Here is a 21785-nt window from a genome sequence, read left to right as displayed (position 1 = left end):
GTCGCCTTTCAAGCCCGAACCCGAGCCCCATGACGCCCGCGCCCCTGACCACCGTTTTCGACTCGCCCGACAGCACGTTGCTCGCGCTGGCGATGCTGCCGCTCGCGGTGCAGTATGCGTTCGCCGTCGTGCTCGGCCTGTGCGTCGGCAGCTTCGTGAACGTCGTCGTGCACCGGGTCCCGGTGATGATGCAGCGCGCGTGGCAGGCCGAAATCGCCGAAGCAACCGGCAGCGCAAGCTCGCCGCCGGACGACGGCTATCCGCCGCACTACGATCTGTGGCGACCGCGCAGCGCCTGTCCGCATTGCGGTCACGTGCTGCGCGCGTGGGAAAACATCCCGCTCGTCAGCTACCTGCTGTTGCGCGGGCGCTGCCGTCAGTGCGGCCATGCGATCGGCGTGCGCTATCCACTCGTCGAGCTCGCCGGTGCGCTGCTCGCCGCCGGTTCGCTCGCCGCGTTCGGCCCCACCGTTGCCGCACTCGCCGCGTTCGGACTGTGCGCCGCGCTGCTGGCGATGAGCGCGATCGATATCCAGACCGGCTACCTGCCCGATTCGATGACGCTGCCGCTGCTGTGGGCCGGGCTCGCACTGAATCTCGGCGGCACGTTCACGTCGCTGCGTTCGGCCGTGGTCGGCGCGATGGCCGGCTACCTGTTCCTGTGGTCGGTCTACTGGCTGTTCAAGTGGCTGCGCGGCATCGAGGGCATCGGCTTCGGCGACCTGAAGTTGCTCGCCGCACTCGGCGCGTGGATGGGCTGGGCCGCGCTGCCGCAGGTCGTGCTGTTCGCCGCGGTGACGGGCGCGCTCGTCGGGCTCGTCGCGACCTGGCGCGGGCGCATGCGCTTCGAGGAGCCGATTCCGTTCGGCCCGTTCCTCGCGGCAGGCGGCGTCGCCACGCTGTTTTTTGGTACCCCTTTCTATTCGGCGCTCGGCGGCTGACATGACACACTGCCTGCGTCCGCCATGTTCGCTGCGTCGCGGGGAGGCGCTTCGCTTCTTTGCGACGGCCCGGCGGAGGCTCACATGTTTGCAATAGGACTCACCGGCGGCATCGGCAGCGGCAAGACGACCGTCGCCGACCTGTTCGCCGCACGCGGTGCATCGCTCGTCGACACCGACCTGATCGCGCACCGCATCACCGCACCGGCCGGTCTCGCGATGCCCGCGATCGAACACGCATTCGGACCGGACTTCGTTGCGGCCGACGGCTCGCTCGATCGCGCGAAGATGCGCGCACTCATTTTCAGCGACGACGACGCACGCCGGCGCCTCGAAGCGATCACGCATCCGCTGATCCGCGCCGAGACCGATCGCGAGGCCCGCGCAGCGCAGGGCCCTTACGTGATCTTCGTCGTGCCGCTGCTCGTGGAGTCAGGCAACTGGAAGGCGCGCAGCGATCGTGTGCTCGTGGTCGACTGTCCGGTCGAAACGCAAATTGCACGTGTGATGCGACGCAATGATTTCACGCGCGAACAGGTCGAAGCGATCATCGCAAGACAGGCAACGCGCGAAGCGCGTCTCGCGGCGGCCGACGACGTGATCGTCAACGACGCGACGACACCCGATGCGCTCGCCGCGCAGGTCGATGCACTGCACCAACGCTATCTCGCGTTCGCGGCTGCCGCGCACTGACCGCGGCGCGCGATCGTGATGGTGTACGAAATTGGTGCGTTGCTAGGGTAGACAGTGAGCATTAGAATGTCCTGCATTGTTTCAATCCCTACCCTAGAGGCGAGCGCGCTTGATTCTTTACGAGTATCCGTTCAACGAGCGAATTCGCACGCTGTTGCGCCTCGAAGACCTGTTCGAGCGCTTCGCGTTCTTTTTGGCTCAGGAGGACCCGCGTGAGCATCACGTCGCGCTGACGACGCTGTTCGAAATCGCCGAGGTCACGGGCCGCGCGGACCTGAAATCGGATCTGATGAAAGAGCTCGAACGTCAACGCCAGACGCTCGCCCCCTTTCGCGGCAATCCGGGCATCGAACAGAATGCGCTTGAGTCCGTGCTCGGTGAAATCGAGCAGACGCTCGCCAATCTTGCGCAGATGCAGGGCAAGACCGGGCAGCATCTGGTCGACAACGAGTGGCTCGCCAGCATCCGCAGCCGCGCGGTGATTCCCGGCGGCACGTGCAAGTTCGACCTGCCGTCGTACTACGCGTGGCAGCAATGGCCCGCGGAACAGCGGCGCCATGACATCGCGAAATGGATCCTGCCGCTGCTGCCGCTGCGCGATGCCGCGGCGATCGTGCTGCGGCTCGCACGCGAATCGGGTCAGGCGTCGAAGGTGATGGCGATGCAGGGCAGCTACCAGCAGATGCTGTCGGGGCGCACCTATCAGCTGATGCAGGTGCGCGTGCCGCCGGAGCTGCGCGTGATTCCCGAAGCGAGCGCCAACAAATACATGTTGTGGGTACGGTTCACCATGCAGGACGGCGACGTGCGGCCGCGCGCGGTGGACATCGACGTGCCGTTCCATCTGACACTGTGCAATCTGTAACGGCCGTGTGCCGGTTCGACGCTTTCGTATGACTACCGTTGTGAAATGTCCTTCGTGCGGCGCAGAAGTGCGCTGGACGCCTGAAAACAAGTTCCGTCCCTTCTGTTCGGCCCGCTGCAAGCAGCTCGACCTCGGCGCATGGGCCGCGGAAAAGTACCGGATCGGCGGGTCCTCCGACGAGGGTCCGTCGTCGGAGGAAGACGGCACCGAAGGCCGCCGAGACAGCTGAGCGGCGCACAGCACCGCTCATGGGCGGATATGGCCCGCCTTTCTTCAGGCGAGCCGTCACGGCGTCATTGCGACGCCGCTTCCTTCTCGAGCAGTTCCAGCACCGGCAGCGCCGCCGGCAACAGCGGCGCGACCTCGACCGGCAGTTGCTGCCACACGAACGCCTGCCCTTCCTTGCTGTGCGGCTCGCCCGTCCAGCCCGTCACCTTGCAGAAATAAAGCCGCACGTACGCGTGCGGATAATCGTGCTCGAGCGTATGCCAGCGGTGGCTGGCCGTGACTTCGATGCCGAGTTCCTCGTGCAGCTCGCGCGCCAGTGCGTCCTCGACGCTCTCCCCGGCCTCCAGCTTGCCGCCCGGAAACTCCCAATAACCTTCGTACGGCTTGCCCTTCAGCCGCTGCGCGAGCAGGTAGCGGCTGCGGCCGACCGGGCCATCCTGCTGCACCATCACGCCGACCGCGACTTCCGTCACCTTCCGGCCGTCGGGCGCGCGCATGGCGCGCGTTGCGGAATCCGTGCTCATGCCTGCTCCTTGCGGCCCGACCAGTCGCGCGCGAACTGCCATGCGACACGCCCCGAACGCGAACCGCGCTCGAGCGCCCAGACGAGCGCATCGCCGCGTGCCGTCTCGATCTCGGCGTCCGCGCAACCGAAATGGCGCAGCCAGTGTGCGACGATGTCGAGGTAGTCGTCCTGCTTGAACGGGTAGAAGCTGACCCACAGGCCGAAGCGCTCCGACAGCGAGATCTTTTCCTCGACGACTTCGCCGGGGTGGATCTCGCCGTCCGGCAGATGCTTGTACGACTCGTTGTCGCTCATGTACTCGGGCAGCAGATGGCGGCGATTCGACGTCGCGTAGATCAGCACGTTGTCGGACTGCGCGGCGATCGAGCCGTCGAGCGCGACCTTCAGCGCCTTGTAGCCCGATTCGCCGTCCTCGAACGACAGGTCGTCGCAGAACACGATGAACCGCTCCGGACGCTGCGAGATCAGCTCGACGATGTCGCCGAGATCGTGCAGATCGTCCTTGTCGACTTCGATCAGGCGCAGCCCGTCCTTCGCATAGGCATTCAGGCACGCCTTGATCAGCGACGACTTGCCGGTGCCGCGGGCGCCGGTCAGCAGCACGTTGTTCGCCGGTTTGCACTGCACGAACTGTCGCGTGTTCTGCTCGATCAGCCCTTTCTGCCGATCGATGTTGTGCAGGTCGCCGAGCGTGATCGTCGACGCTGCCGGCACCGGTTGCAGATAGCCGCGCCCCTGGCGCTTGCGCCAGCGAAACGCGGTGGCGGCGTTCCAGTCGACGGCCGCCGGTGCCGGCGGCAGTATCCCCTCGAGGCGGCCGAGCAGCGCTTCCGCGCGCGTCAGAAACTGTTCGAGTTTGTCCATGTCGTTCGAGCGCTCCCGATCAGGAGCGGTAATCCGCGTTGATGCTCACGTAATCGTGCGACAGGTCGCACGTCCAGACCGTTGCCCGCGCGTCGCCGCGGCCGAGCAGCACGCGGATCGTGATTTCGCTCTGCTTCATCACGCGCTGGCCGTCCTCTTCCTGATAAGCCGGATTGCGGCCACCGGCCTTCGCGACGAGCACGTCGTCGAGATAGAGATCGATCTTGCCGACGTCGAGATCCGTGACGCCCGCGTAGCCGATCGCCGCGAGAATTCGGCCCAGGTTGGGGTCGGATGCATAGAAGGCCGTCTTCACCAGCGGCGAATGCCCGATCGCATACGCGATCTGGCGGCACTCGGCGACGCTCTTGCCGCCTTCGACCTGGACTGTCATGAACTTCGTCGCGCCTTCGCCGTCACGCACGATCAGTTGCGACAGCACCTGGGCGACCTGCGTGACCGCGTCGCGCAGCGCGGCATAGGCCGGCGAGTCGGTCGACGTGATCGCGGGCAGCGTGCTCTTGCCCGACGCGATCAGGATGAACGAGTCGTTCGTCGACGTGTCGCCGTCGATCGTGATGCAGTTGAACGAGCGGTCGGCCACTTCCTTCACGAGCGTGTCGAGCACCGGCTGCGCAACGTTCGCATCGAACGCGAGGAAGCCGAGCATCGTCGCCATGTTCGGCTTGATCATGCCCGCGCCCTTGCTGATGCCCGTCAGCGTGACCGTGTGGCCGTCGATCGTCACCTGGCGCGACGTGGTCTTCGGCAGCGTGTCGGTCGTCATGATCGCCTGCGCGGCGTCGTACCAGTTCGCGGCCTTGCGGTTCGCGAGCGCGGCCGGCAGCCCGGCCTTCAGGCGGTCGATCGGCAGCGGCTCGAGAATCACGCCGGTCGAGAACGGCAGCACCTGCGCGGCGTCGATGCCCGCGAGGCGCGCGAGTTCCGCGCAGGTTTCGCGGGTATTCGCGAGGCCCGGCTCGCCGGTGCCCGCATTCGCGTTGCCCGTGTTCACGACGAGCGCGCGGATGCCCGCACCGCCTGCGCGCACCTTCGCGAGATGCTCGCGGCACACGATCACGGGTGCGGCGCAGAAGCGGTTCTCGGTGAATACGCCGGCGACCGTCGCCCCTTCGTCGACGGAGATGACCAGCACGTCCTTGCGATTCGGCTTGCGGATGTTCGCTTCCGCCCAGCCGAGCGTGACGCCGGCGACGGGATGGAGTTGGGCGGGATCGATCGACGGAAAATTGACAGCCATGGGGCACACCTGCCGGATGGAAAATGCCGGCACGCGCCGGCATCGATTGGAAGAACCGGCGGCCGCACGCGCGGACCGCCGCAACTCACATCACTGACTCGAAGCTGCGAACGAAGCGGCACGCGGATGCGCGCCGCCGCCGATCATGACAGCTTCCCGTGACATTGCTTGTACTTCTTGCCGCTGCCGCACGGGCACGGGTCGTTGCGGCCGACCTTCGGCATCTCGCCGCCGGGGCCGCTGTGGGTCATCGCGCTGCCGACCATGTCGGCCGTCGCCGTGGCCGCTGCGGCGGCCGCGACGTTCGCGACCGGCGCGCCGGATTCCGCGTAGTCGGCGTGCTGAAACTCGACGTTTTCGAGATGACCACCGCGCTCCTCGATCTGCTCGGCGGCTTCCTCGAGCTGCTCCGGCGACTGGATCTGCACGTTCATCACGATGCGCGTGACTTCCTGCTTGATCGCCTCGAGCATCGCGGCGAACAGCTCGAACGCCTCGCGCTTGTATTCCTGCTTCGGGTTCTTCTGCGCATAGCCGCGCAGGTGGATGCCCTGGCGCAGGTGGTCGAGCGCCGCGAGGTGCTCGCGCCACAGCCGGTCGACCGTCTGCAGCATCACCGAACGCTCGAACGCGCTGAACGATTCGCGGCCGACCAGCGCGACCTTCGCCTCGTACTGCTCGTCGGCGGCGGTCGTTACGGCTTCGAGAATCTCCTCGGCCGTGATCGACGACGATTCGTTCACCATTTCCTGGATCGCGAGATCGAGCTGCCAGTCGTTGCGCAGCGCTTCCTCGAGCTCGGGCACGTCCCACTGTTCCTCGATGCTGCCTTCCGGCACGAACTGGCGGACGACTTCGGTGATCACGCCGTGACGCATCGCCGAGATCGTCTCGGTGATGTCGTGCGCTTCGAGCAGCTCGTTGCGCTGCTGGTAGATCACCTTGCGCTGGTCGTTCGACACGTCGTCGTATTCGAGCAGCTGCTTGCGGATATCGAAGTTGCGCGCTTCGACCTTGCGCTGCGCCGATTCGATCGAACGCGTGACGATGCCGGCCTCGATCGCCTCGCCTTCCGGCATCTTCAGGCGATCCATGATCGAGCGCACGCGGTCGCCCGCGAAGATGCGCAGCAGCGGATCGTCGAGCGACAGGTAGAAGCGCGACGAGCCCGGATCGCCCTGACGGCCCGCACGGCCGCGCAGCTGGTTGTCGATCCGGCGCGATTCGTGGCGCTCGGTGCCGATGATGTGCAGGCCGCCCGCGGCCTTCACCTGCTCGTGCAGCGTTTCCCATTCGTCGTGCAACTGCTTGATGCGGCGCGCCTTTTCGTCGGCCGGGATCGCCTCGTCGGCTTCGATGAACGCGGCCTGCTTCTCGGCGTTGCCGCCGAGCACGATGTCGGTCCCGCGACCGGCCATGTTGGTCGCGATCGTGATGCGGTTCGGACGGCCGGCTTCCGCGACGATCGCGGCTTCACGCTCGTGCTGCTTCGCGTTCAGCACCTCGTGCGGCAGCCCGGCCTGCTTCAGCAGGTGCGACAGCAGTTCCGAGTTCTCGATCGACGTCGTGCCGACCAGCACCGGCTGACCGCGCTCGTAGCACTCGCGAATGTCGCGGATCACCGCGTCGTAGCGCTCCTTGGCCGTCTTGTAGATCTGGTCCTGCTTGTCGATCCGCTTCGGCGGACGGTTGGTCGGGATCACGACCGTCTCGAGGCCGTAGATCTCGTTGAATTCGTACGCTTCGGTGTCGGCCGTGCCCGTCATGCCCGCGAGCTTCGCGTACATCCGGAAGTAGTTCTGGAACGTGATCGACGCGAGCGTCTGGTTCTCGCTCTGGATCTTCACGTGCTCCTTCGCCTCGACCGCCTGGTGCAGGCCGTCGGACCAGCGGCGGCCCGCCATCAGGCGGCCGGTGAATTCGTCGACGATCACCACTTCGCCGTTCTGCACGACGTAGTGCTGATCCTTGTAGAACAGCGTGTGGGCGCGCAGCGCCGCGTACACGTGGTGCATCAGCGTGATGTTCTGCGGCGCGTACAGGCTCTCGCCCTCGCCGATCAGGCCCCACTCGGCGAGCAGCCGCTCGGCCTTCTCGTGGCCCGACTCCGTCAGGAACACCTGGCGCGACTTCTCGTCGAGCGTGTAGTCGCCCGGCTTCTCGACGCCCGTGCCATCGGCCTTCTCCTCGCCGATCTGGCGCTCGAGCAGCGGCGGCAGCGCGTTCATCCGCACGTACAGTTCGGTGTGGTCTTCCGCCTGGCCCGAGATGATCAGCGGCGTACGCGCCTCGTCGATCAGGATCGAGTCCACTTCGTCGACGACCGCGAAGTTCAGGGCCCGCTGCACGCGCGCGTCGGTCTCGTAGACCATGTTGTCGCGCAGGTAGTCGAAGCCGAACTCGTTGTTCGTACCGTAGGTGATGTCCGACGCGTAGGCCTGCTGCTTCTGGTCGTGCTCCATGCCGGACAGGTTGATGCCGACCGACAGACCGAGGAAGTTGTAGAGGCGCGCCATCCATTCGGCGTCGCGCTGCGCGAGGTAGTCGTTGACCGTCACCACGTGCACGCCACGGCCGGCCAGCGCATTCAGGTATACGGGCAGCGTTGCAACGAGCGTCTTGCCTTCGCCGGTGCGCATTTCCGCGATCTTGCCGTAGTGGAGCACCATGCCGCCGATCATCTGCACGTCGAAGTGGCGCATCTTCAGCACGCGGCGGCTCGCCTCCCGGCAGACTGCGAACGCCTCGGGCAGCAGCTTGTCGAGCGACTCGCCGCCCGCGATCCGCTGGCGGAACTCATCCGTCTTGCCGCGCAACTGGTCGTCCGTCAGCTTCTCGATCTGCGTTTCGAGCGCATTGATCGTCGCGACGGTCTTTTGGTATTGCTTGACGAGCCGCTGGTTGCGGCTGCCAAAAATTTTCTGGAGAAAACCGGTTGTCATCGGATCGGACCCTGCGTCGCAGCACCGGCGCCCGGCGCGTATTGCGCGCCCCGACGCCCGAGCCTCGGCGGCTTAGCGAATTAGTGGAATCAAACGAGGAATTTTAGCACGCGAGAAAGCATGCGCCGGTGTCCCGGCCGGACCCACGCCGCACGCCGAACCCGTGCAGGCAACCGGGCGCACGGCCCGAAAGCCGCCCGTGCGGGAGCCGGCGCGGGTACAATCGGCGTCAACGTCCGCGCACGTGCGCGCCCGAAGAATGCCTCGATGAACCGATTTTCCAAGCGTTTCGGCACGCTCCCCGCGTATCGCCCGCAACCCGTGTCCGAAGTGCTCAACCGCACCGACGCGTTCGCGGCGCTGCGCGCCGGCGTCGAACAGGTCGCGTCGCTGCAGCGCGACCTCGCCGCGCTCCTGCCCGACTATCTTGCGAGTCATGTCGAACCGGGCTCCATCAAGGACGGCACCCTGACCCTCTTTGCCGCGCACAATGCGCTCGCGGCCCGGTTGCGGCAGGTCGAGCCGCGCCTGCTCGCCGATCTCCAGAAGCGCGGCTGGCCGGTCTCGGCGCTGCGCGTGCGCGTGCGGCCGAAGGACGCGCCGGAACCGCCGCACGTGAAGCAGGCGCGCATGACGACCGTCGGCGCCGCCGCGTTGCGCGAGCTCGCCGATCACCTCGAGCCGTCGCCGCTGCAGGCTGCGCTCGCGCGGATGGCCGCACGGCACGGCGCGAAGTCGTCGCGCTGAACGCGCACCGCCGCCGCCCGTGCGGGCCGGCCGCCCAATAAAAAAGCGACCCGAGGGTCGCTTTTTTATCGCGAGGTGCCGGACGCCGATCAGGCGAAGGCCGTCTGCGTGTCGAACGCGAAGCCGCTCGGCGCGGCTTGCGGATCGTCGAACGTGACGATCTCGTACGCGTCTTCGTGCGCGAGCAGTTCGCGCAGCAGCGCGTTGTTCAGCCCGTGCCCCGACTTGTACGCGGTGTACGATGCCAGCAGCGGATGGCCGACCACGTACAGGTCGCCGATCGCATCGAGCATCTTGTGCTTCACGAACTCGTCGTCGTAACGCAGCCCGTCGTTGTTCAGGATCCGGTACTCGTCGAGCACGATCGCGTTGTCCATGCTGCCGCCGCGCGCGAGACCCAGCTCGCGCATCATTTCGACTTCATGGGCAAAACCGAACGTGCGCGCACGCGCGATCTCGCGCACGTACGACGTGTTCGCGAAATCGACCTCGAGTTCCTGGCCGGTCTTGTCGACGGCCGGGTGACGAAAGTCGATCGTGAACTTCAGCTTGAAGCCGAAATACGGATCGAGACGCGCGAACTTGTCGCCGTCGCGGATTTCGACCGGCTTCTTCACCTTGATGAAGCGCTTCGGCGCGTTCTGCTCCTCGATGCCCGCGGACTGGATCAGGAACACGAAGGACGCGGCGCTGCCGTCCATGATCGGGATTTCCTCGGCCGTCACGTCGACATAGAGGTTGTCGATGCCGAGGCCGGCGCACGCCGACATCAGGTGCTCGACGGTCGATACGCGCGCACCATCCTTCTGCAGCACCGACGCGAGCCGCGTGTCGCCGATCGACATCGCGGATGCCGGAATGTCGACAGGCGTGGGCAGGTCGACGCGCGAGAATACGATCCCCGTGCCCGGCGCGGCCGGGCGGAGCGTCAGTTCGACCTTGCGGCCCGAGTGGAGACCGATGCCCACGGTCTTCACGATCGATTTGATGGTGCGCTGCTTCAGCATGATGTTCTTCATCTTGATTGAGAATATCAATCAGGAGTTATATTCGATAGGGGAGATTATAGCGTAATTCCCTATTCGCCGCTGTTTGAAACTGCGTATCAATCTGTTTCGACTGGTTACCCGCGCCGATACGGGACGGGCCGATGCCCGGAACGGAGGCGTTTCCGGTCATCGGCCCGTGTTACAACTGCCCTGAGGTCGGTGAGCAGCGTTGCCGGCAGGCAACGGCGCACCGCACGATCAGGACTTCAACGTCGCGAGCACACTCGCCGCATCGCTCACTTCGAACTTGCCCGGCGCTTCGACGGCCAGCGTCTTGACCACACCGTCGTCGACCACCATCGCGTAGCGCAGGGAACGGATTCCCATGCCACGCGCGGACAAATCCTGCGTCAGCCCCAGCGCATGAGTGAAAGCAGCGCTGCCGTCCGCCATCATGCGCACCTTGCCCGCGGTGTGCAGATCACGTCCCCATGCGCCCATCACGAATGCGTCGTTGACGGACACGCACCAGAGCTCGTCGATGCCCGCCGAGCGCAGTTGCTCGGCGTGCTCGACATAGCCCGGCACATGCTGCGCCGAGCAGGTCGGCGTGAACGCGCCCGGCAATCCGAAGATCACCACCCGCTTTCCCGCAACCTGGTCGCGCACGCTGCAGGCATTCGGCCCCAGCGTGCAGCCTTCGCGCGCGTCGTCGATGAACTCGAACAGTTGCGCGTCGGGCAGCGCGTCGCCCACTTGAATCATGGCTGGTCCCTCATAGCGATACGGTTTTTCAGCGTGTTGCGGACAGCACGGCCCATCCCGCCTCGCTCGAGCGAAGAGGGCACGTTTCCCGGCCCGGCGTCGCATCCGACGCGGCCTGTCGTGGTCCGTGGCATCCGTCACGCCGGCGTTACCGCGGCAACCTCGCCGCGGCTTCGCCTGTGTGCGTCGTCAGTCAGCCTGCTTGCGCAGGAAAGCCGGGATGTCGTACGTGTCGACACCCTTCTCCTGAAGCGCCTGCACGTGCGATGCCGCGGTTTCGCGCGAGTTGCGCCACACCGCCGGCGTATCGAGCGCGCCGTAATCGGCCGTGCTGACGTGCTGCGGCTGTGCGTAGCCGTGCGAGACGTTGACCGGCTGGTTGTCGGTGCCGGTGCGCAGCAGCGTCATCGGAGCCGATTGCTGCTTCTTCGCTGCACGGCCCAGACCCGTCGCCACGACCGTCACGCGCAGCGCATCGCCCATTGCGTCGTCGTACACCGCACCGAAGATCACCGTGGCATCTTCCGCCGCGTAGCTCTTGATCGTGTTCATCACTTCGCGCGTTTCCGACAGGCGCAGCGAACGGCTCGACGTGATGTTGACCAGCACGCCGCGCGCGCCCGACAGATCGACGCCTTCGAGCAGCGGGCTCGCCACGGCCTGTTCCGCCGCGAGACGCGCGCGATCGACGCCGGCGACCGTCGCCGTGCCCATCATCGCCTTGCCCTGCTCGCCCATCACCGTCTTCACGTCTTCGAAGTCGACGTTCACGAGGCCATCGACATTGATGATTTCAGCAATGCCCGCAACCGCGTTGTTCAACACGTCGTCCGCGCACTGGAAGCACTTGTCCATCTCGGCGTCATCGCCCATCACGTCGAACAGCTTGTCGTTCAGGACGACGATCAGCGAGTCGACGTGATCCTCCAGTTGCTGCGAGCCTGCTTCCGCGACGCGCATGCGCTTGCCGCCTTCGAATTCGAACGGCTTGCTGACGACACCAACCGTCAGGATGCCCATCTCCTTCGCGATCTGCGCGACCACCGGCGCCGCGCCCGTGCCCGTGCCGCCACCCATGCCGGCCGTGATGAACACCATGTGCGCGCCACGCAGTGCGTCGGCGATGCGCTCGCGCGCCTCTTCCGCCGCCGCCTTGCCCATTTCCGGCTTCGCGCCGGCGCCGAGGCCGGTGTTGCCGAGCTGGATCACGGACGGTGCGCGCGCACGCGACAGCGCCTGTGCGTCGGTGTTCATCACGATGAAGTCGACGCCCTGCACGCCACGGTTGATCATGTGCTGAACGGCATTGCCGCCAGCGCCGCCAACGCCGACCACCTTGATGATGGTGCCGTTGGTTTCGGTTTCCAGCATTTCGAATTCCATTGTTGCCTCCGTCAAGAAAATAGAACTACTCGGCCGTTATTCGGCAGGAGATCGGGCAACCCCCTGTCGCGCGCCAGCCGCCGGCACCGGCGCGAATTTCGATTCGGTATGTCAAAAGTTGCTCAGGAACCATTCCTTCATCCGCGAGAAGATCTGCCCCGCGTTGCCGGACTGCACGGCGACCTTGCGGCCGCGCATGCGCTGTGCACTGCCTTCGACCAGCAGGCCCATCGCCGTCGAGTAGCGCGGGTTGCGCACCACGTCGGCGAGGCCGCCTGCGTATTCCGGCGCGCCGATGCGCACCGGCTTCAGGAAAATGTCTTCGCCGAGCTCGACCATGCCCGGCATCATCGAAGCCCCGCCGGTAATGACCACGCCGGAGCTCAGCAGTTCTTCGTAACCCGACTCGCGCACGACCTGCTGCACGAGCGAGAACAGTTCCTCGACGCGCGGCTCGATCACGGCGGCGAGCGCCTGGCGCGACAGCGTGCGCGGACCGCGTTCGCCGAGGCCCGGCACTTCGACCATCTCGTCCGGATCGGCGAGCGCCTGCTTCGCGATCCCGTAGCCGACCTTGATGTCTTCCGCGTCCGGCGTCGGCGTGCGCAGCGCCATCGCGATGTCGCTCGTGATCTGGTCGCCGGCGATCGGAATCACCGCGGTGTGGCGAATCGCGCCTTCGGCGAAGATCGCGATGTCGGTCGTGCCGCCGCCGACGTCGACCAGCACCACGCCGAGATCCTTCTCGTCTTCAGTCAGCACGGCCAGCGACGACGCGAGCGGCTGCAGGATCAGGTCGTTCACTTCCAGCCCGCAGCGGCGCACGCACTTGACGATGTTCTGCGCGGCACTGACCGCACCGGTCACGATGTGCACCTTCACCTCGAGGCGGATCCCGCTCATGCCGATCGGCTCGCGCACGTCTTCCTGGCCGTCGATGATGAATTCCTGCGTGAGGATGTGCAGCACCTGCTGGTCGGTCGGGATGTTGATCGCCTTCGCGGTCTCGATCACGCGCGCGACGTCGGTCTGCGTGACTTCCTTGTCCTTGATCGCGACCATCCCGCTCGAGTTGAAGCTGCGGATGTGGCTGCCGGCAATCCCCGTGAACACGTTGGTGATCTTGCAGTCGGCCATCAGCTCGGCTTCCTCGAGCGCGCGCTGGATCGACTGCACGGTGGCCTCGATATTGACCACCACGCCCTTCTTCAGACCCTTCGATTCGCTCTGGCCGAGGCCGATCACCTCGTAATGGCCTTCGCCCTTCAGCTCGGCGACGATGGCCACCACCTTCGACGTGCCGATGTCGAGGGAAACCAGCAGATCCTTGTAGTCTTTGCTCATAAAGTGCTCTTGCGTGTGATCTCTCGTTACTTCTTGCGCTTGTCGGTATCGGTCAGGAACCGCATGCCTGCCGCACGAATCGCGAATCCGTTCGGATAACGCAGGTCCGCGTACTCGATGTCGTTGCCCCAACGCTCCGTGACGGCCGGCCACGCGGCGACGAGGCGCTGGCTCCGGTCATGCAGCGACTCGCTGTTGCGTTCCTTGCCCAGCTCGACCTGCATGCCGTTCGACAGCTTCACCGTCCACGCGTAGCGCGCCGACAGCGTCACTTCTTCCGGCGCCGCCTTCAGCGGCGCAAACCAGTTCGCGAAGTCGTGATACCGCGTGACGACTTCCTTCGCGCTGCCCTCCGGGCCGTCGAACGCGGGCAGTTCCCGATCCAGTTCGCCCTGATTCGCGGTGAACAGCTCGCCGTCGACGCTCACGAGCTGCGCGCTGCCCCAGGTCCCGAGCGGTTTGTACTCCTCGAGCGTGACAGCCAGCGCATTCGGCCACACCCGGCGCACGCTCGCGTGGCGCACCCACGGCATCTGCTCGAACGCGGCCCGCGCCGTGTCGAGATCGACCGTGAAGAAATTGCCCTTCAGCCGGCCGACCACACCCGCACGCACCGTCGGCGAGTTGATGTGCTCGGTGTCGCCATCGATCCGGATTTCGCGCAGCGCGAACGTCGGACGCTGGATCAGCCAGTAGCAGCCGGCCGCCGCCAACACGAGCAGCAACAGCGCGTACAGCGCGCTAGCGGCAAGGTTGAGTTGGCGAACGTTGTTCCACATACGTCGTTCCGTTCCTGCGTCAGTCGTTGAGCGTAAGCGACAGCACCTTCACGACCAGCTCCGAATAGCTGATGCCGATCGAGCGCGCGGCCTTCGGCGGCAGCGAGTGGTCGGTCATCCCGGGGGCCGTGTTCACTTCCAGGAAATACGCGTTGCCGGCGGCGTCGAGCATGAAGTCCGCCCGGCCCCAGTCGGTGCAGCCGAGCACGTCGAACGCGCGGCGCGCGATGCGCTTCAGTTCCGCTTCCTGTTCGGCGGGCAGCCCGCACGGAATCAGGTACTGCGTATCGTCGGCGACATACTTCGCGTGGTAGTCGTAGAACTCGCCGGCCGGCACGATCTTGATCAGCGGCAGGTCGAGATCGCCGGCGATGCACGCGGTGTATTCGCCGCCGCCTTCGATGCTCTTCTCGACGATCACGATCTTGTCGTGCGTCGCCGCTTCCGACAGTGCGGCGGGCAACGCGTCGGCCGTCTTCACCTTCAGCACCGCGACGCTCGAGCCTTCGCTCGCCGGCTTCACGAACAGCGGCAGGCCGAGCTTCGCGACGATGTCCGTCGCGCGCGCCGCGTAGTCGTCGCCGCGCATCACCGTCTCGAACGGCGGCGTCGGCACGCCCGTCTGCTGCCACACGAGCTTCGTGCGGAACTTGTCGAGGCCGAGCGCCGAGCCGAGCACGCCGCTGCCCGTGTAGCGGATCCCGTAGAAATCGAGTGCGCCCTGGATCTGGCCGTTCTCGCCGTAGCCGCCGTGCAGCGCGTTGAACGCGCGCACGAAGCCTTCATCCTTCAGCGCCGACAGCGGCCGCTCGGCCGGGTCGAACGGATGCGCGTCGACGCCCGCGTCGCGCAGGCCCTGCAGCACGAGGCGGCCCGAGGTGAGCGACACCTCGCGCTCGGCGGATTCGCCGCCGAACAACACCGCCACCTTGCCGAAACGTTTCGGATCGATCCCGCTCATGTCATGCCTTCTGTTGAGTGTGTTGCACGAGCTTCGCCGGCACGCCGCCGATCGAACCCGCGCCCATCGTGATCACCACGTCGCCGTTCTGCGCGACCTTCGCCAATGCATCCGGCACGTCGTCGACCGTCGCGACGAACACCGGGTCGACCTTCCCCACCGCGCGCAGCGCACGCGACAGCGCGTCGCCGTTGGCCGTCGCGATCGCCGCTTCGCCCGCGGCATAAACTTCCGTCAGCACCAGCGCGTCGACCGTCGACAGCACGTTGACGAAATCGTCGAAGCAGTCGCGCGTGCGCGTGTAGCGGTGCGGCTGGAACGCCAGCACGAGGCGGCGGCCCGGGAACGCGCCGCGCGCGGCCGCGATCGTCGCGGCCATCTCGACCGGGTGGTGACCGTAGTCGTCGATCAGCGTGTACTGGCCGCCGTCCGCGCTCGGCACCTCGCCGTAGCGCTGGAAGCGCCGGCCAACGCCGTTGAATTCCGCCAGCGCCAGCTGGATCGCGTCGTCCGCCACGCCGAGATCGGTGGCGATCGCGATCGCCGCGAGTGCGTTCTGCACGTTGTGCAGGCCCGGCATGTTCAGTACGACCGCGAGCGGCGCGCGCCCTTCGCGGATCACCGTGAAATGCATGCGGCCATCGCGCGCATCGATGTTCTCGGCGCGCACCTGCGCGTCCGGCGACAGCCCGTAGCGCACGACCGGCTTCGAGATGAACGGGATGATCTGCCGCACGTTCGGATCGTCGACGCACACCACCGCGCTGCCATAGAACGGCAGGCGCTGCGTGAACTCGATGAACGCCTGCTTGAGCCGCGCGAAATCGTGGCCGTAGGTGTCCATGTGATCGGCGTCGATGTTCGTGATGACTTCGATCACCGGATACAGATTCAGGAACGACGCGTCCGACTCGTCGGCCTCGGCGACGATGAAGTCGCCCGTGCCGAGCCGCGCGTTCGCGCCGGCGCTGATCAGCCGGCCGCCGATCACGAAGGTCGGGTCCAGCCCGCCCGCCGCGAGCACGCTCGCGACGAGGCTCGTCGTCGTGGTCTTGCCGTGCGTGCCGGCGATCGCGATGCCCTGCTTCAGGCGCATCAGTTCCGCGAGCATCACCGCGCGCTGCACGATCGGCACGCGCTGGTGGCGCGCGGCCAGCACCTCGGGGTTGTCCGAGCGCACGGCCGTCGATACGACGACCGCGTTCGCGCCCTCGATGTTCGCCGCGTCGTGGCCGATCGCGATCCGCGCACCGAGCGCCTCGAGACGGTCGGTCACCGCGTTGCGCGACAGGTCGGAGCCGCTGACCTCGTAGCCGAGATTGACGAGCACTTCGGCGATGCCGCTCATGCCCGCGCCGCCGATCCCGACGAAATGAATGTGTTTGACGATGTGTTTCATTGCAGTTTTTCCAGGTTCGCGCCGGCCGCCTTCGCGCAGACACGCGCGACTTCGTCGGTAGCCTCGGGCTTCGCCAGCGAGCGCGAACGCTCCGCCATGTCCGCGAGCGACGCCCGCGACTGGCCGTGCAGCCAATCGGCGAGCAGTTCCGCCGACAGGTCGCGTTGTTGTACCAGCACGGCCGCGCCCGCATCGGCGAGGAACGCGGCATTGGTCGTCTGGTGGTCGTCGACCGCGTACGGGAACGGCACGAACAGCGCCGCCACGCCCACCGCCGCGATCTCCGACACCGTCATCGCGCCGGAACGGCAGATCACCAGATCCGCCGCCGCGTACGCGCTCGCCATGTCGTCGATGAACGGCACGAGCCGCACGTCTTCGCCGGCCGCGAAACCGGCCGCTTCGTAATTCGCCTTCAGCGCGTCGATGTGCTTCGCGCCGGCCTGGTGCACGATGCGCGGGCGCTCGTCCGGCGTCAGCAGCGCCAGCGCGCGCGGCACGACTTCGTTCAGCGCGGCCGCACCGAGGCTGCCGCCGACGACCAGCACGTTCAGCGGGCCGCTGCGCGACGCATAGCGTGCTTTGGGTGGTTCCGTGTGCGCAAGTTCCGCACGAATCGGGTTGCCCGTCCATTCCGCGTGCGGCAGTGCGCCGGGAAACGCGACGAGCACGCGTTTGGCGAGCTTCGCGAGCACCTTGTTGGTCAGGCCCGCGATCGAATTCTGCTCGTGCAGCACGAGCGGACGGCCCGACAGCGCGGTCATCACGCCCGCCGGAAACGTGATGTAGCCGCCCATCCCGAGCACGACGTCCGGCCGCACGCGGCGCAGCGCGCCGAGGCTCTGCCAGCATGCGCGCAGCAGGTTGAACGGCAGCGTCAGCTTGGTCTTCAGGCCCTTGCCGCGCAGTCCGCCGAAGCGCACGTATTCCATCGGAATGCCGTGCTTCGGCACGAGCGTGGCTTCCATCCCGGCCGGATTGCCGAGCCACACGACGCGCCAGCCCGCCGCTTCCATCCGGTGCGCGACCGCGAGCCCCGGGAACACGTGGCCCCCGGTGCCGCCTGCCATCACCATCAGCGTGCGTCGCGACGCGGTCATACCTTCCCTCCCCGCATCAATACGCGATTTTCATAATCGACCCGCAGGAGCACCGCGAGCGCGACACAGTTCAGCAGGATGCCCGAGCCGCCATAGCTCACGAGCGGCAGCGTCAGGCCCTTGGTCGGCAGCAGGCCGAGGTTCACGCCCATGTTGATGAACGTCTGCGCGCCGAACCAGATACCGATGCCCTTCGCCATCAGGCCCGCGAACGTGCGGTCGAGCGCGAGCGCCTGGCGGCCGATCTCGAACGCGCGGCGCACGATCCAGTAGAACAGCAGGATCACGACCATCACGCCGACGAAGCCGAGTTCCTCGCCGATCACCGCGAGGATGAAGTCGGTATGCGCTTCGGGCAGGTAGTTCAGCTTCTCGACACTGCCGCCGAGGCCGACGCCGAACCACTCGCCGCGGCCGAACGCGATCAGCGAATGCGTGAGCTGGTACGCCTTGCCCTGCGCATAGCGTTCGTCCCACGGATCGAGATACGCGAAGATCCGCTCGCGACGCCACGGCGACAGCCATACGAGCATCGTGAAGGTGCCGACCGCCGTCGCGACCAGGCCGCCGAACAGCTTGCCGTTCACGCCGCCGAGGAACAGCACGCCCATCGCGATCGCGGCGACCACCATGAACGCGCCCATGTCCGGCTCGAGCAGCAGCAGCGCGCCGACGAGACCGACCGCGAACGCCATCGGCAGGAAGCCCTTCGCGAAACTCTGCATGTACTCCTGCTTGCGCACCGTGTAGTTCGCCGCGTAGATCGTCACCGCGAGCTTCATGATTTCCGACGGCTGCATGTTCGTGATGCCGAGCGGAATCCAGCGGCGCGCGCCGTTCACACCCTTGCCGACGTGCGGGATCAGCACGATCACGAGGCCGACCAGCGCGATCAGGAAGAGATGCGGCGCGTATTTGTCCCAGGTCGACACGGGCACGCGGAACGCGATCACCGCCGCGATGAACGCAACGACGAGCGATACGCAGTGGCGCATCAGGAACGCGTAATCGTGATACGACGCGTATTTCGGCGAATCGGGCATCGCGATCGACGCCGAATACACCATCACGACGCCGAGCCCGAGCAGCGCGATCGCGACCCACAGCAGCGAGTAGTCGAAGTCGAGCATCCGCGAGCGGCTCGGCCGCACGCCGTTGACGACGCTCGCGAGGCCGCCGGTCGCGGCGCGTGTGGCGGACGCGACGCGGCCGCCGGCGGCATTGCCGCCGGTGTCGCGCCGGTCGTTGAAACGGGAGACGAGGCGATCGGACCAGCTCATGGCGTCGCTCCTTTGTCGATAGCGACTTCATCCACCGCCGCGCGGAACACCTCCGCGCGATGGGCGTAGTTCCTGAACATGTCGAGGCTCGCGCACGCGGGCGACAGCAGCACCGCATCGCCCGGCTCGGCGAGCTCGGCGGCGGCACGCACCGCGCCTTCGAGCGTCGCGTGGTCCGCGAGCGGCACGCCGGTTTCGGCGAGCGTGTCGCGAAGCGCCGGCGCGTCGCGGCCGATCAGCATCACCGCACGACACCAGCGCGCGACCGGCGCGACCAGCGGCGCGAAATCCTGCCCCTTGCCGTCGCCGCCGGCGATCAGCACGATCTTCTGCGCGAGCCCGTCGAGCGCGGCCACCGTCGCACCGACGTTGGTTCCCTTGCTGTCGTCGACGTAGTCCACGTCGTCGATCGTCGCGATCACTTCGACGCGATGCGCCTCGCCGCGGTATTCGCGCAGCGCGTGCAGCAGCGGCGCGGCCGGCAGGTCGATCGCACGCGCGAGCGCGAACGCGGCCAGCGCGTTCGCCGCGTTGTGCAGCCCGCGGATGCGCAGCGCGTCGACCGGCATCAGGCGCTTCTGCGCGATGTCGGGCGTATGCGCGCCGTCGCGCTTGCGCCGGCGGGTCGTCGTCGTTTCGTCCGGCGCGTCGCGGTCGACCGCTTCGACCAGCCACGCAATGCCGTTGTCGCGCGACAGCCCGTAGTCGCCGTCCTGCGCCGGTTCATTCAGGCCGAACGTGACCGCGCGCGCCGCATCGGCCGCGCCGGCGGCCGGCGCGAACTTCATCACGGCGGAATCGTCGCGGTTGAGCACGCGCGTGGTCGTCGCGCCGAAGATCCGGCCCTTCGCGGCCGCGTAGGCGTCGAAGCTGCCGTGCCAGTCGAGGTGATCCTGCGTGATGTTGAGGATCGCGGCCGCGTCGGGCGCGAACGTGCGCGCCGTCTCGAGCTGGAAGCTCGACAGTTCGAGCACCCAGACGTCAGGCAGCGCCGTATCGTCGATCGCGCCCGCGAGCCGGTCGAGCATCGCCGGGCTGATGTTGCCGGCGACGGCGACCTTCTTGCCCGAACGCTGGCACAGCAGGCCCGTGAGGCTCGTCGTCGTCGTCTTGCCGTTGGTGCCGGTGATCGCGAGCACCTTCGGCTGGTAGCCGCTCGTGCCGAGCGCGCGCAGCGCCTGCGCGAAGAATTCCAGTTCGCCCCATACCGCGATCGCGCGCTCGTTCGCGGCCGCGATCAGCGCCGCCAGTGCCGGTTCGAGCGGCGACAGGCCAGGGCTCAGCCCGACGATCTCGACGCCACCGTCGAGCAGCGCGGGCGTGAACGGCCCGCCGACGAATTCCGCATCGATGCCTTCGGCCTGCAGCGCGGCAAGGTTCGGCGGCGCCTCGCGGGTATCGGCAATACGCAGCCGGCACCCGTGCCTCGCGCACCACCGCGCGATCGCGAGACCCGATTCACCGAGCCCCAGTACGAGCACCATCGGCCGCTGCCGATCTCCAAACATCTCGCCAGACATCCTTGTTACCTTTCCTTTACCGCAGCTTGAGGGTGGACAGACCGAACAGGCACAGCATCAGCGTGATGATCCAGAAACGCACCACCACCTGCGTTTCCTTCCAGCCGGACAATTCGAAATGGTGATGCAGCGGCGCCATCTTCAGCAGGCGCCGCCCTTCGCCGTAACGCTTCTTCGTGTACTTGAACCACGACACCTGTAGCATCACCGACAGCGTTTCCGCGACGAAGATGCCGCCCATGATGAACAGCACGATTTCCTGGCGCACGATCACCGCGACCGTGCCGAGCGCGCCGCCGAGCGCCAGCGCACCGACGTCGCCCATGAACACCTGCGCGGGGTGCGTGTTGTACCAGAGGAACGCGAGCCCTGCCCCGCCCATCGCGGAACAGAAGATCAGCAGTTCACCGGCGCCCGGGATGTGCGGGAACAGCAGGTATTTCGAATAGACCGAGCTGCCCATCACGTACGCGAACACGCCGAGCGACCCGCCGACCAGCACGACCGGCATGATCACGAGCCCGTCGAGGCCGTCGGTGAGGTTCACCGCGTTGCTCGCGCCGACGATCACGAAATACGTCAGCACAATGAAGCCCCACACGCCGAGCGGATAGCTGATCGACTTCAGGAACGGCAGCATCAGGTCGGCCCGCGCCGGCAGCCCCATCGACAGGCCGCTCCTCACCCACGCCATGAACAGGTCGAACACGCGCACGTTGTTCGCCTCGGACACGCTGAACGCGAGGTAGACCGCCGCGAACAGCCCGATCACCGACTGCCAGAAATACTTTTCGCGCGACGACATCCCGCGCGGGTCCTTGTAGACGACCTTGCGGTAGTCGTCGACCCAGCCGATCACGCCGAAGCCGAACGTGACGAGCATCACGATCCAGATGAAACGGTTCGTCAGGTCGCCCCACAGCAGCGTCGCGACCGCGATGCCGATCAGGATCAGCACGCCGCCCATCGTCGGCGTGCCGGACTTGACGAGATGGCTTTGCGGGCCGTCCTTGCGCACGGCCTGCCCGACCTTCATTTGCGTCAGCTTGCGGATCACCCACGGTCCGCACACGAGCCCGATACCGAGCGCGGTGATGGTAGCCATCACCGCACGGAACGTCAGGTACGTGAACAAGCGCAAAAAGCTTGCGTCTCCCTGCAGCCATTGCGCCAGCGCCAGCAGCATGCTTCCTTCCTT

Annotated in this window: 20 protein-coding genes; 5 read left to right on the top strand and 15 right to left on the bottom strand. The window is 66.5% G+C overall.

Going from position 1 to position 21785, the window contains the following annotated elements:
• Positions 1-29 precede the first annotated feature (29 nt).
• The 4 genes from U4Y91_RS11110 to U4Y91_RS11095 all read left to right on the top strand — a co-directional run bounded on the left by U4Y91_RS11110 (position 30) and on the right by U4Y91_RS11095 (position 2728).
• Entirely contained in the window at positions 30-941 is a 912-nt protein-coding gene (locus U4Y91_RS11110; RefSeq protein ID WP_321805111.1) for an A24 family peptidase, read from the top strand.
• Between the two features lie 84 nt (positions 942-1025).
• The gene (gene coaE / locus U4Y91_RS11105) at positions 1026-1634 is read left to right on the top strand and encodes a dephospho-CoA kinase (protein ID WP_321805110.1); all 609 of its coding nucleotides are present in this window, start codon (positions 1026-1028) and stop codon (positions 1632-1634) included.
• A 109-nt stretch (positions 1635-1743) separates the two neighbouring features.
• A complete protein-coding gene (gene zapD, locus U4Y91_RS11100) occupies positions 1744-2499 on the top strand; it encodes a cell division protein ZapD (RefSeq protein ID WP_321805109.1) in 756 nt (251 codons plus the stop codon).
• Between the two features lie 28 nt (positions 2500-2527).
• Complete coding sequence (locus U4Y91_RS11095; protein ID WP_321805108.1) at positions 2528-2728, top strand: DNA gyrase inhibitor YacG; 201 nt, start codon at positions 2528-2530, stop codon at positions 2726-2728.
• 64 nt (positions 2729-2792) lie between these two features.
• Here the strand turns inward: U4Y91_RS11095 and U4Y91_RS11090 are convergent, their stop codons facing one another.
• From U4Y91_RS11090 to secA, 4 genes are all read right to left on the bottom strand, one after another.
• Positions 2793-3251, bottom strand: coding sequence for an NUDIX domain-containing protein (locus U4Y91_RS11090; protein WP_321805107.1), 459 nt, complete (start codon positions 3249-3251; stop codon positions 2793-2795).
• On the bottom strand, positions 3248-4117 hold the full coding sequence (locus tag U4Y91_RS11085) for an ATP-binding protein (protein ID WP_321805106.1): 870 nt from the start codon (positions 4115-4117) through the stop codon (positions 3248-3250). The genes U4Y91_RS11090 and U4Y91_RS11085 overlap by 4 nt, the downstream gene beginning before the upstream one ends.
• Before the next feature lie 19 nt (positions 4118-4136).
• Entirely contained in the window at positions 4137-5378 is a 1242-nt protein-coding gene (gene argJ, locus U4Y91_RS11080) for a bifunctional glutamate N-acetyltransferase/amino-acid acetyltransferase ArgJ (protein WP_321805105.1), read from the bottom strand.
• 143 nt (positions 5379-5521) lie between these two features.
• A complete protein-coding gene (secA, locus tag U4Y91_RS11075) occupies positions 5522-8320 on the bottom strand; it encodes a preprotein translocase subunit SecA (RefSeq protein WP_321805104.1) in 2799 nt (932 codons plus the stop codon).
• A 267-nt stretch (positions 8321-8587) separates the two neighbouring features.
• Here secA and U4Y91_RS11070 point away from each other — a divergent pair, with 267 nt between their 5' ends.
• The gene (locus tag U4Y91_RS11070; RefSeq protein ID WP_321805103.1) at positions 8588-9067 is read left to right on the top strand and encodes a DUF721 domain-containing protein; all 480 of its coding nucleotides are present in this window, start codon (positions 8588-8590) and stop codon (positions 9065-9067) included.
• A gap of 89 nt (positions 9068-9156) precedes the next feature.
• On the opposite strand, the gene lpxC is transcribed toward U4Y91_RS11070, so the two are convergent.
• From lpxC to mraY, 11 genes are all read right to left on the bottom strand, one after another.
• A complete protein-coding gene (gene lpxC, locus U4Y91_RS11065; RefSeq protein WP_059506998.1) occupies positions 9157-10074 on the bottom strand; it encodes a UDP-3-O-acyl-N-acetylglucosamine deacetylase in 918 nt (305 codons plus the stop codon).
• A gap of 240 nt (positions 10075-10314) precedes the next feature.
• Entirely contained in the window at positions 10315-10821 is a 507-nt protein-coding gene (locus U4Y91_RS11060) for a peroxiredoxin (protein ID WP_321805102.1), read from the bottom strand.
• Between the two features lie 189 nt (positions 10822-11010).
• The gene (ftsZ, locus tag U4Y91_RS11055; protein WP_044844231.1) at positions 11011-12204 is read right to left on the bottom strand and encodes a cell division protein FtsZ; all 1194 of its coding nucleotides are present in this window, start codon (positions 12202-12204) and stop codon (positions 11011-11013) included.
• A 111-nt stretch (positions 12205-12315) separates the two neighbouring features.
• Positions 12316-13548, bottom strand: a complete 1233-nt coding sequence (ftsA, locus tag U4Y91_RS11050; protein ID WP_044844232.1) for a cell division protein FtsA — start codon at positions 13546-13548, stop codon at positions 12316-12318.
• Between the two features lie 26 nt (positions 13549-13574).
• The gene (locus tag U4Y91_RS11045) at positions 13575-14327 is read right to left on the bottom strand and encodes a cell division protein FtsQ/DivIB (protein WP_321805101.1); all 753 of its coding nucleotides are present in this window, start codon (positions 14325-14327) and stop codon (positions 13575-13577) included.
• Between the two features lie 19 nt (positions 14328-14346).
• The gene (locus tag U4Y91_RS11040; protein WP_040143319.1) at positions 14347-15288 is read right to left on the bottom strand and encodes a D-alanine--D-alanine ligase; all 942 of its coding nucleotides are present in this window, start codon (positions 15286-15288) and stop codon (positions 14347-14349) included.
• A 1-nt stretch (position 15289) separates the two neighbouring features.
• On the bottom strand, positions 15290-16687 hold the full coding sequence (murC, locus tag U4Y91_RS11035) for a UDP-N-acetylmuramate--L-alanine ligase (RefSeq protein ID WP_321805100.1): 1398 nt from the start codon (positions 16685-16687) through the stop codon (positions 15290-15292).
• Positions 16684-17787, bottom strand: a complete 1104-nt coding sequence (gene murG / locus U4Y91_RS11030; protein ID WP_321805099.1) for an undecaprenyldiphospho-muramoylpentapeptide beta-N-acetylglucosaminyltransferase — start codon at positions 17785-17787, stop codon at positions 16684-16686. The genes murC and murG overlap by 4 nt, the downstream gene beginning before the upstream one ends.
• Complete coding sequence (gene ftsW, locus U4Y91_RS11025; RefSeq protein ID WP_257768763.1) at positions 17784-19067, bottom strand: putative lipid II flippase FtsW; 1284 nt, start codon at positions 19065-19067, stop codon at positions 17784-17786. The genes murG and ftsW overlap by 4 nt, the downstream gene beginning before the upstream one ends.
• A complete protein-coding gene (gene murD, locus U4Y91_RS11020; protein ID WP_321805338.1) occupies positions 19064-20575 on the bottom strand; it encodes a UDP-N-acetylmuramoyl-L-alanine--D-glutamate ligase in 1512 nt (503 codons plus the stop codon). The genes ftsW and murD overlap by 4 nt, the downstream gene beginning before the upstream one ends.
• A 28-nt stretch (positions 20576-20603) precedes the next feature.
• Complete coding sequence (mraY, locus tag U4Y91_RS11015) at positions 20604-21773, bottom strand: phospho-N-acetylmuramoyl-pentapeptide-transferase (RefSeq protein ID WP_006752439.1); 1170 nt, start codon at positions 21771-21773, stop codon at positions 20604-20606.
• Positions 21774-21785: the final 12 nt, after the last annotated feature.

It is taken from the genome of Burkholderia sp. BCC1993 (assembly GCF_905339865.1).
Lineage (GTDB): Bacteria > Pseudomonadota > Gammaproteobacteria > Burkholderiales > Burkholderiaceae > Burkholderia.
The sequence above is the reverse complement of the archived record's forward strand: the minus strand, read 5'-3'. Positions and strand labels throughout refer to the sequence as shown.

Excerpts from the sequence above, each read along its gene's own strand:
- U4Y91_RS11110 (WP_321805111.1), top strand. The coding sequence starts at position 30 with ATGACGCCCGCGCCCCTGACCACCGTTTTCGACTCGCCCGACAGCACG.
- coaE (WP_321805110.1), top strand. The coding sequence starts at position 1,026 with ATGTTTGCAATAGGACTCACCGGCGGCATCGGCAGCGGCAAGACGACC.
- U4Y91_RS11095 (WP_321805108.1), top strand. The coding sequence starts at position 2,528 with ATGACTACCGTTGTGAAATGTCCTTCGTGCGGCGCAGAAGTGCGCTGG.
- U4Y91_RS11090 (WP_321805107.1), bottom strand. The coding sequence starts at position 3,251 with ATGAGCACGGATTCCGCAACGCGCGCCATGCGCGCGCCCGACGGCCGG.
- U4Y91_RS11085 (WP_321805106.1), bottom strand. The coding sequence starts at position 4,117 with ATGGACAAACTCGAACAGTTTCTGACGCGCGCGGAAGCGCTGCTCGGC.
- argJ (WP_321805105.1), bottom strand. The coding sequence starts at position 5,378 with ATGGCTGTCAATTTTCCGTCGATCGATCCCGCCCAACTCCATCCCGTC.
- secA (WP_321805104.1), bottom strand. The coding sequence starts at position 8,320 with ATGACAACCGGTTTTCTCCAGAAAATTTTTGGCAGCCGCAACCAGCGG.
- U4Y91_RS11070 (WP_321805103.1), top strand. The coding sequence starts at position 8,588 with ATGAACCGATTTTCCAAGCGTTTCGGCACGCTCCCCGCGTATCGCCCG.
- lpxC (WP_059506998.1), bottom strand. The coding sequence starts at position 10,074 with ATGCTGAAGCAGCGCACCATCAAATCGATCGTGAAGACCGTGGGCATC.
- U4Y91_RS11060 (WP_321805102.1), bottom strand. The coding sequence starts at position 10,821 with ATGATTCAAGTGGGCGACGCGCTGCCCGACGCGCAACTGTTCGAGTTC.
- ftsZ (WP_044844231.1), bottom strand. The coding sequence starts at position 12,204 with ATGGAATTCGAAATGCTGGAAACCGAAACCAACGGCACCATCATCAAG.
- ftsA (WP_044844232.1), bottom strand. The coding sequence starts at position 13,548 with ATGAGCAAAGACTACAAGGATCTGCTGGTTTCCCTCGACATCGGCACG.
- U4Y91_RS11045 (WP_321805101.1), bottom strand. The coding sequence starts at position 14,327 with ATGTGGAACAACGTTCGCCAACTCAACCTTGCCGCTAGCGCGCTGTAC.
- U4Y91_RS11040 (WP_040143319.1), bottom strand. The coding sequence starts at position 15,288 with ATGAGCGGGATCGATCCGAAACGTTTCGGCAAGGTGGCGGTGTTGTTC.
- murC (WP_321805100.1), bottom strand. The coding sequence starts at position 16,687 with ATGAAACACATCGTCAAACACATTCATTTCGTCGGGATCGGCGGCGCG.
- murG (WP_321805099.1), bottom strand. The coding sequence starts at position 17,787 with ATGACCGCGTCGCGACGCACGCTGATGGTGATGGCAGGCGGCACCGGG.
- ftsW (WP_257768763.1), bottom strand. The coding sequence starts at position 19,067 with ATGAGCTGGTCCGATCGCCTCGTCTCCCGTTTCAACGACCGGCGCGAC.
- murD (WP_321805338.1), bottom strand. The coding sequence starts at position 20,575 with ATGTTTGGAGATCGGCAGCGGCCGATGGTGCTCGTACTGGGGCTCGGT.
- mraY (WP_006752439.1), bottom strand. The coding sequence starts at position 21,773 with ATGCTGCTGGCGCTGGCGCAATGGCTGCAGGGAGACGCAAGCTTTTTG.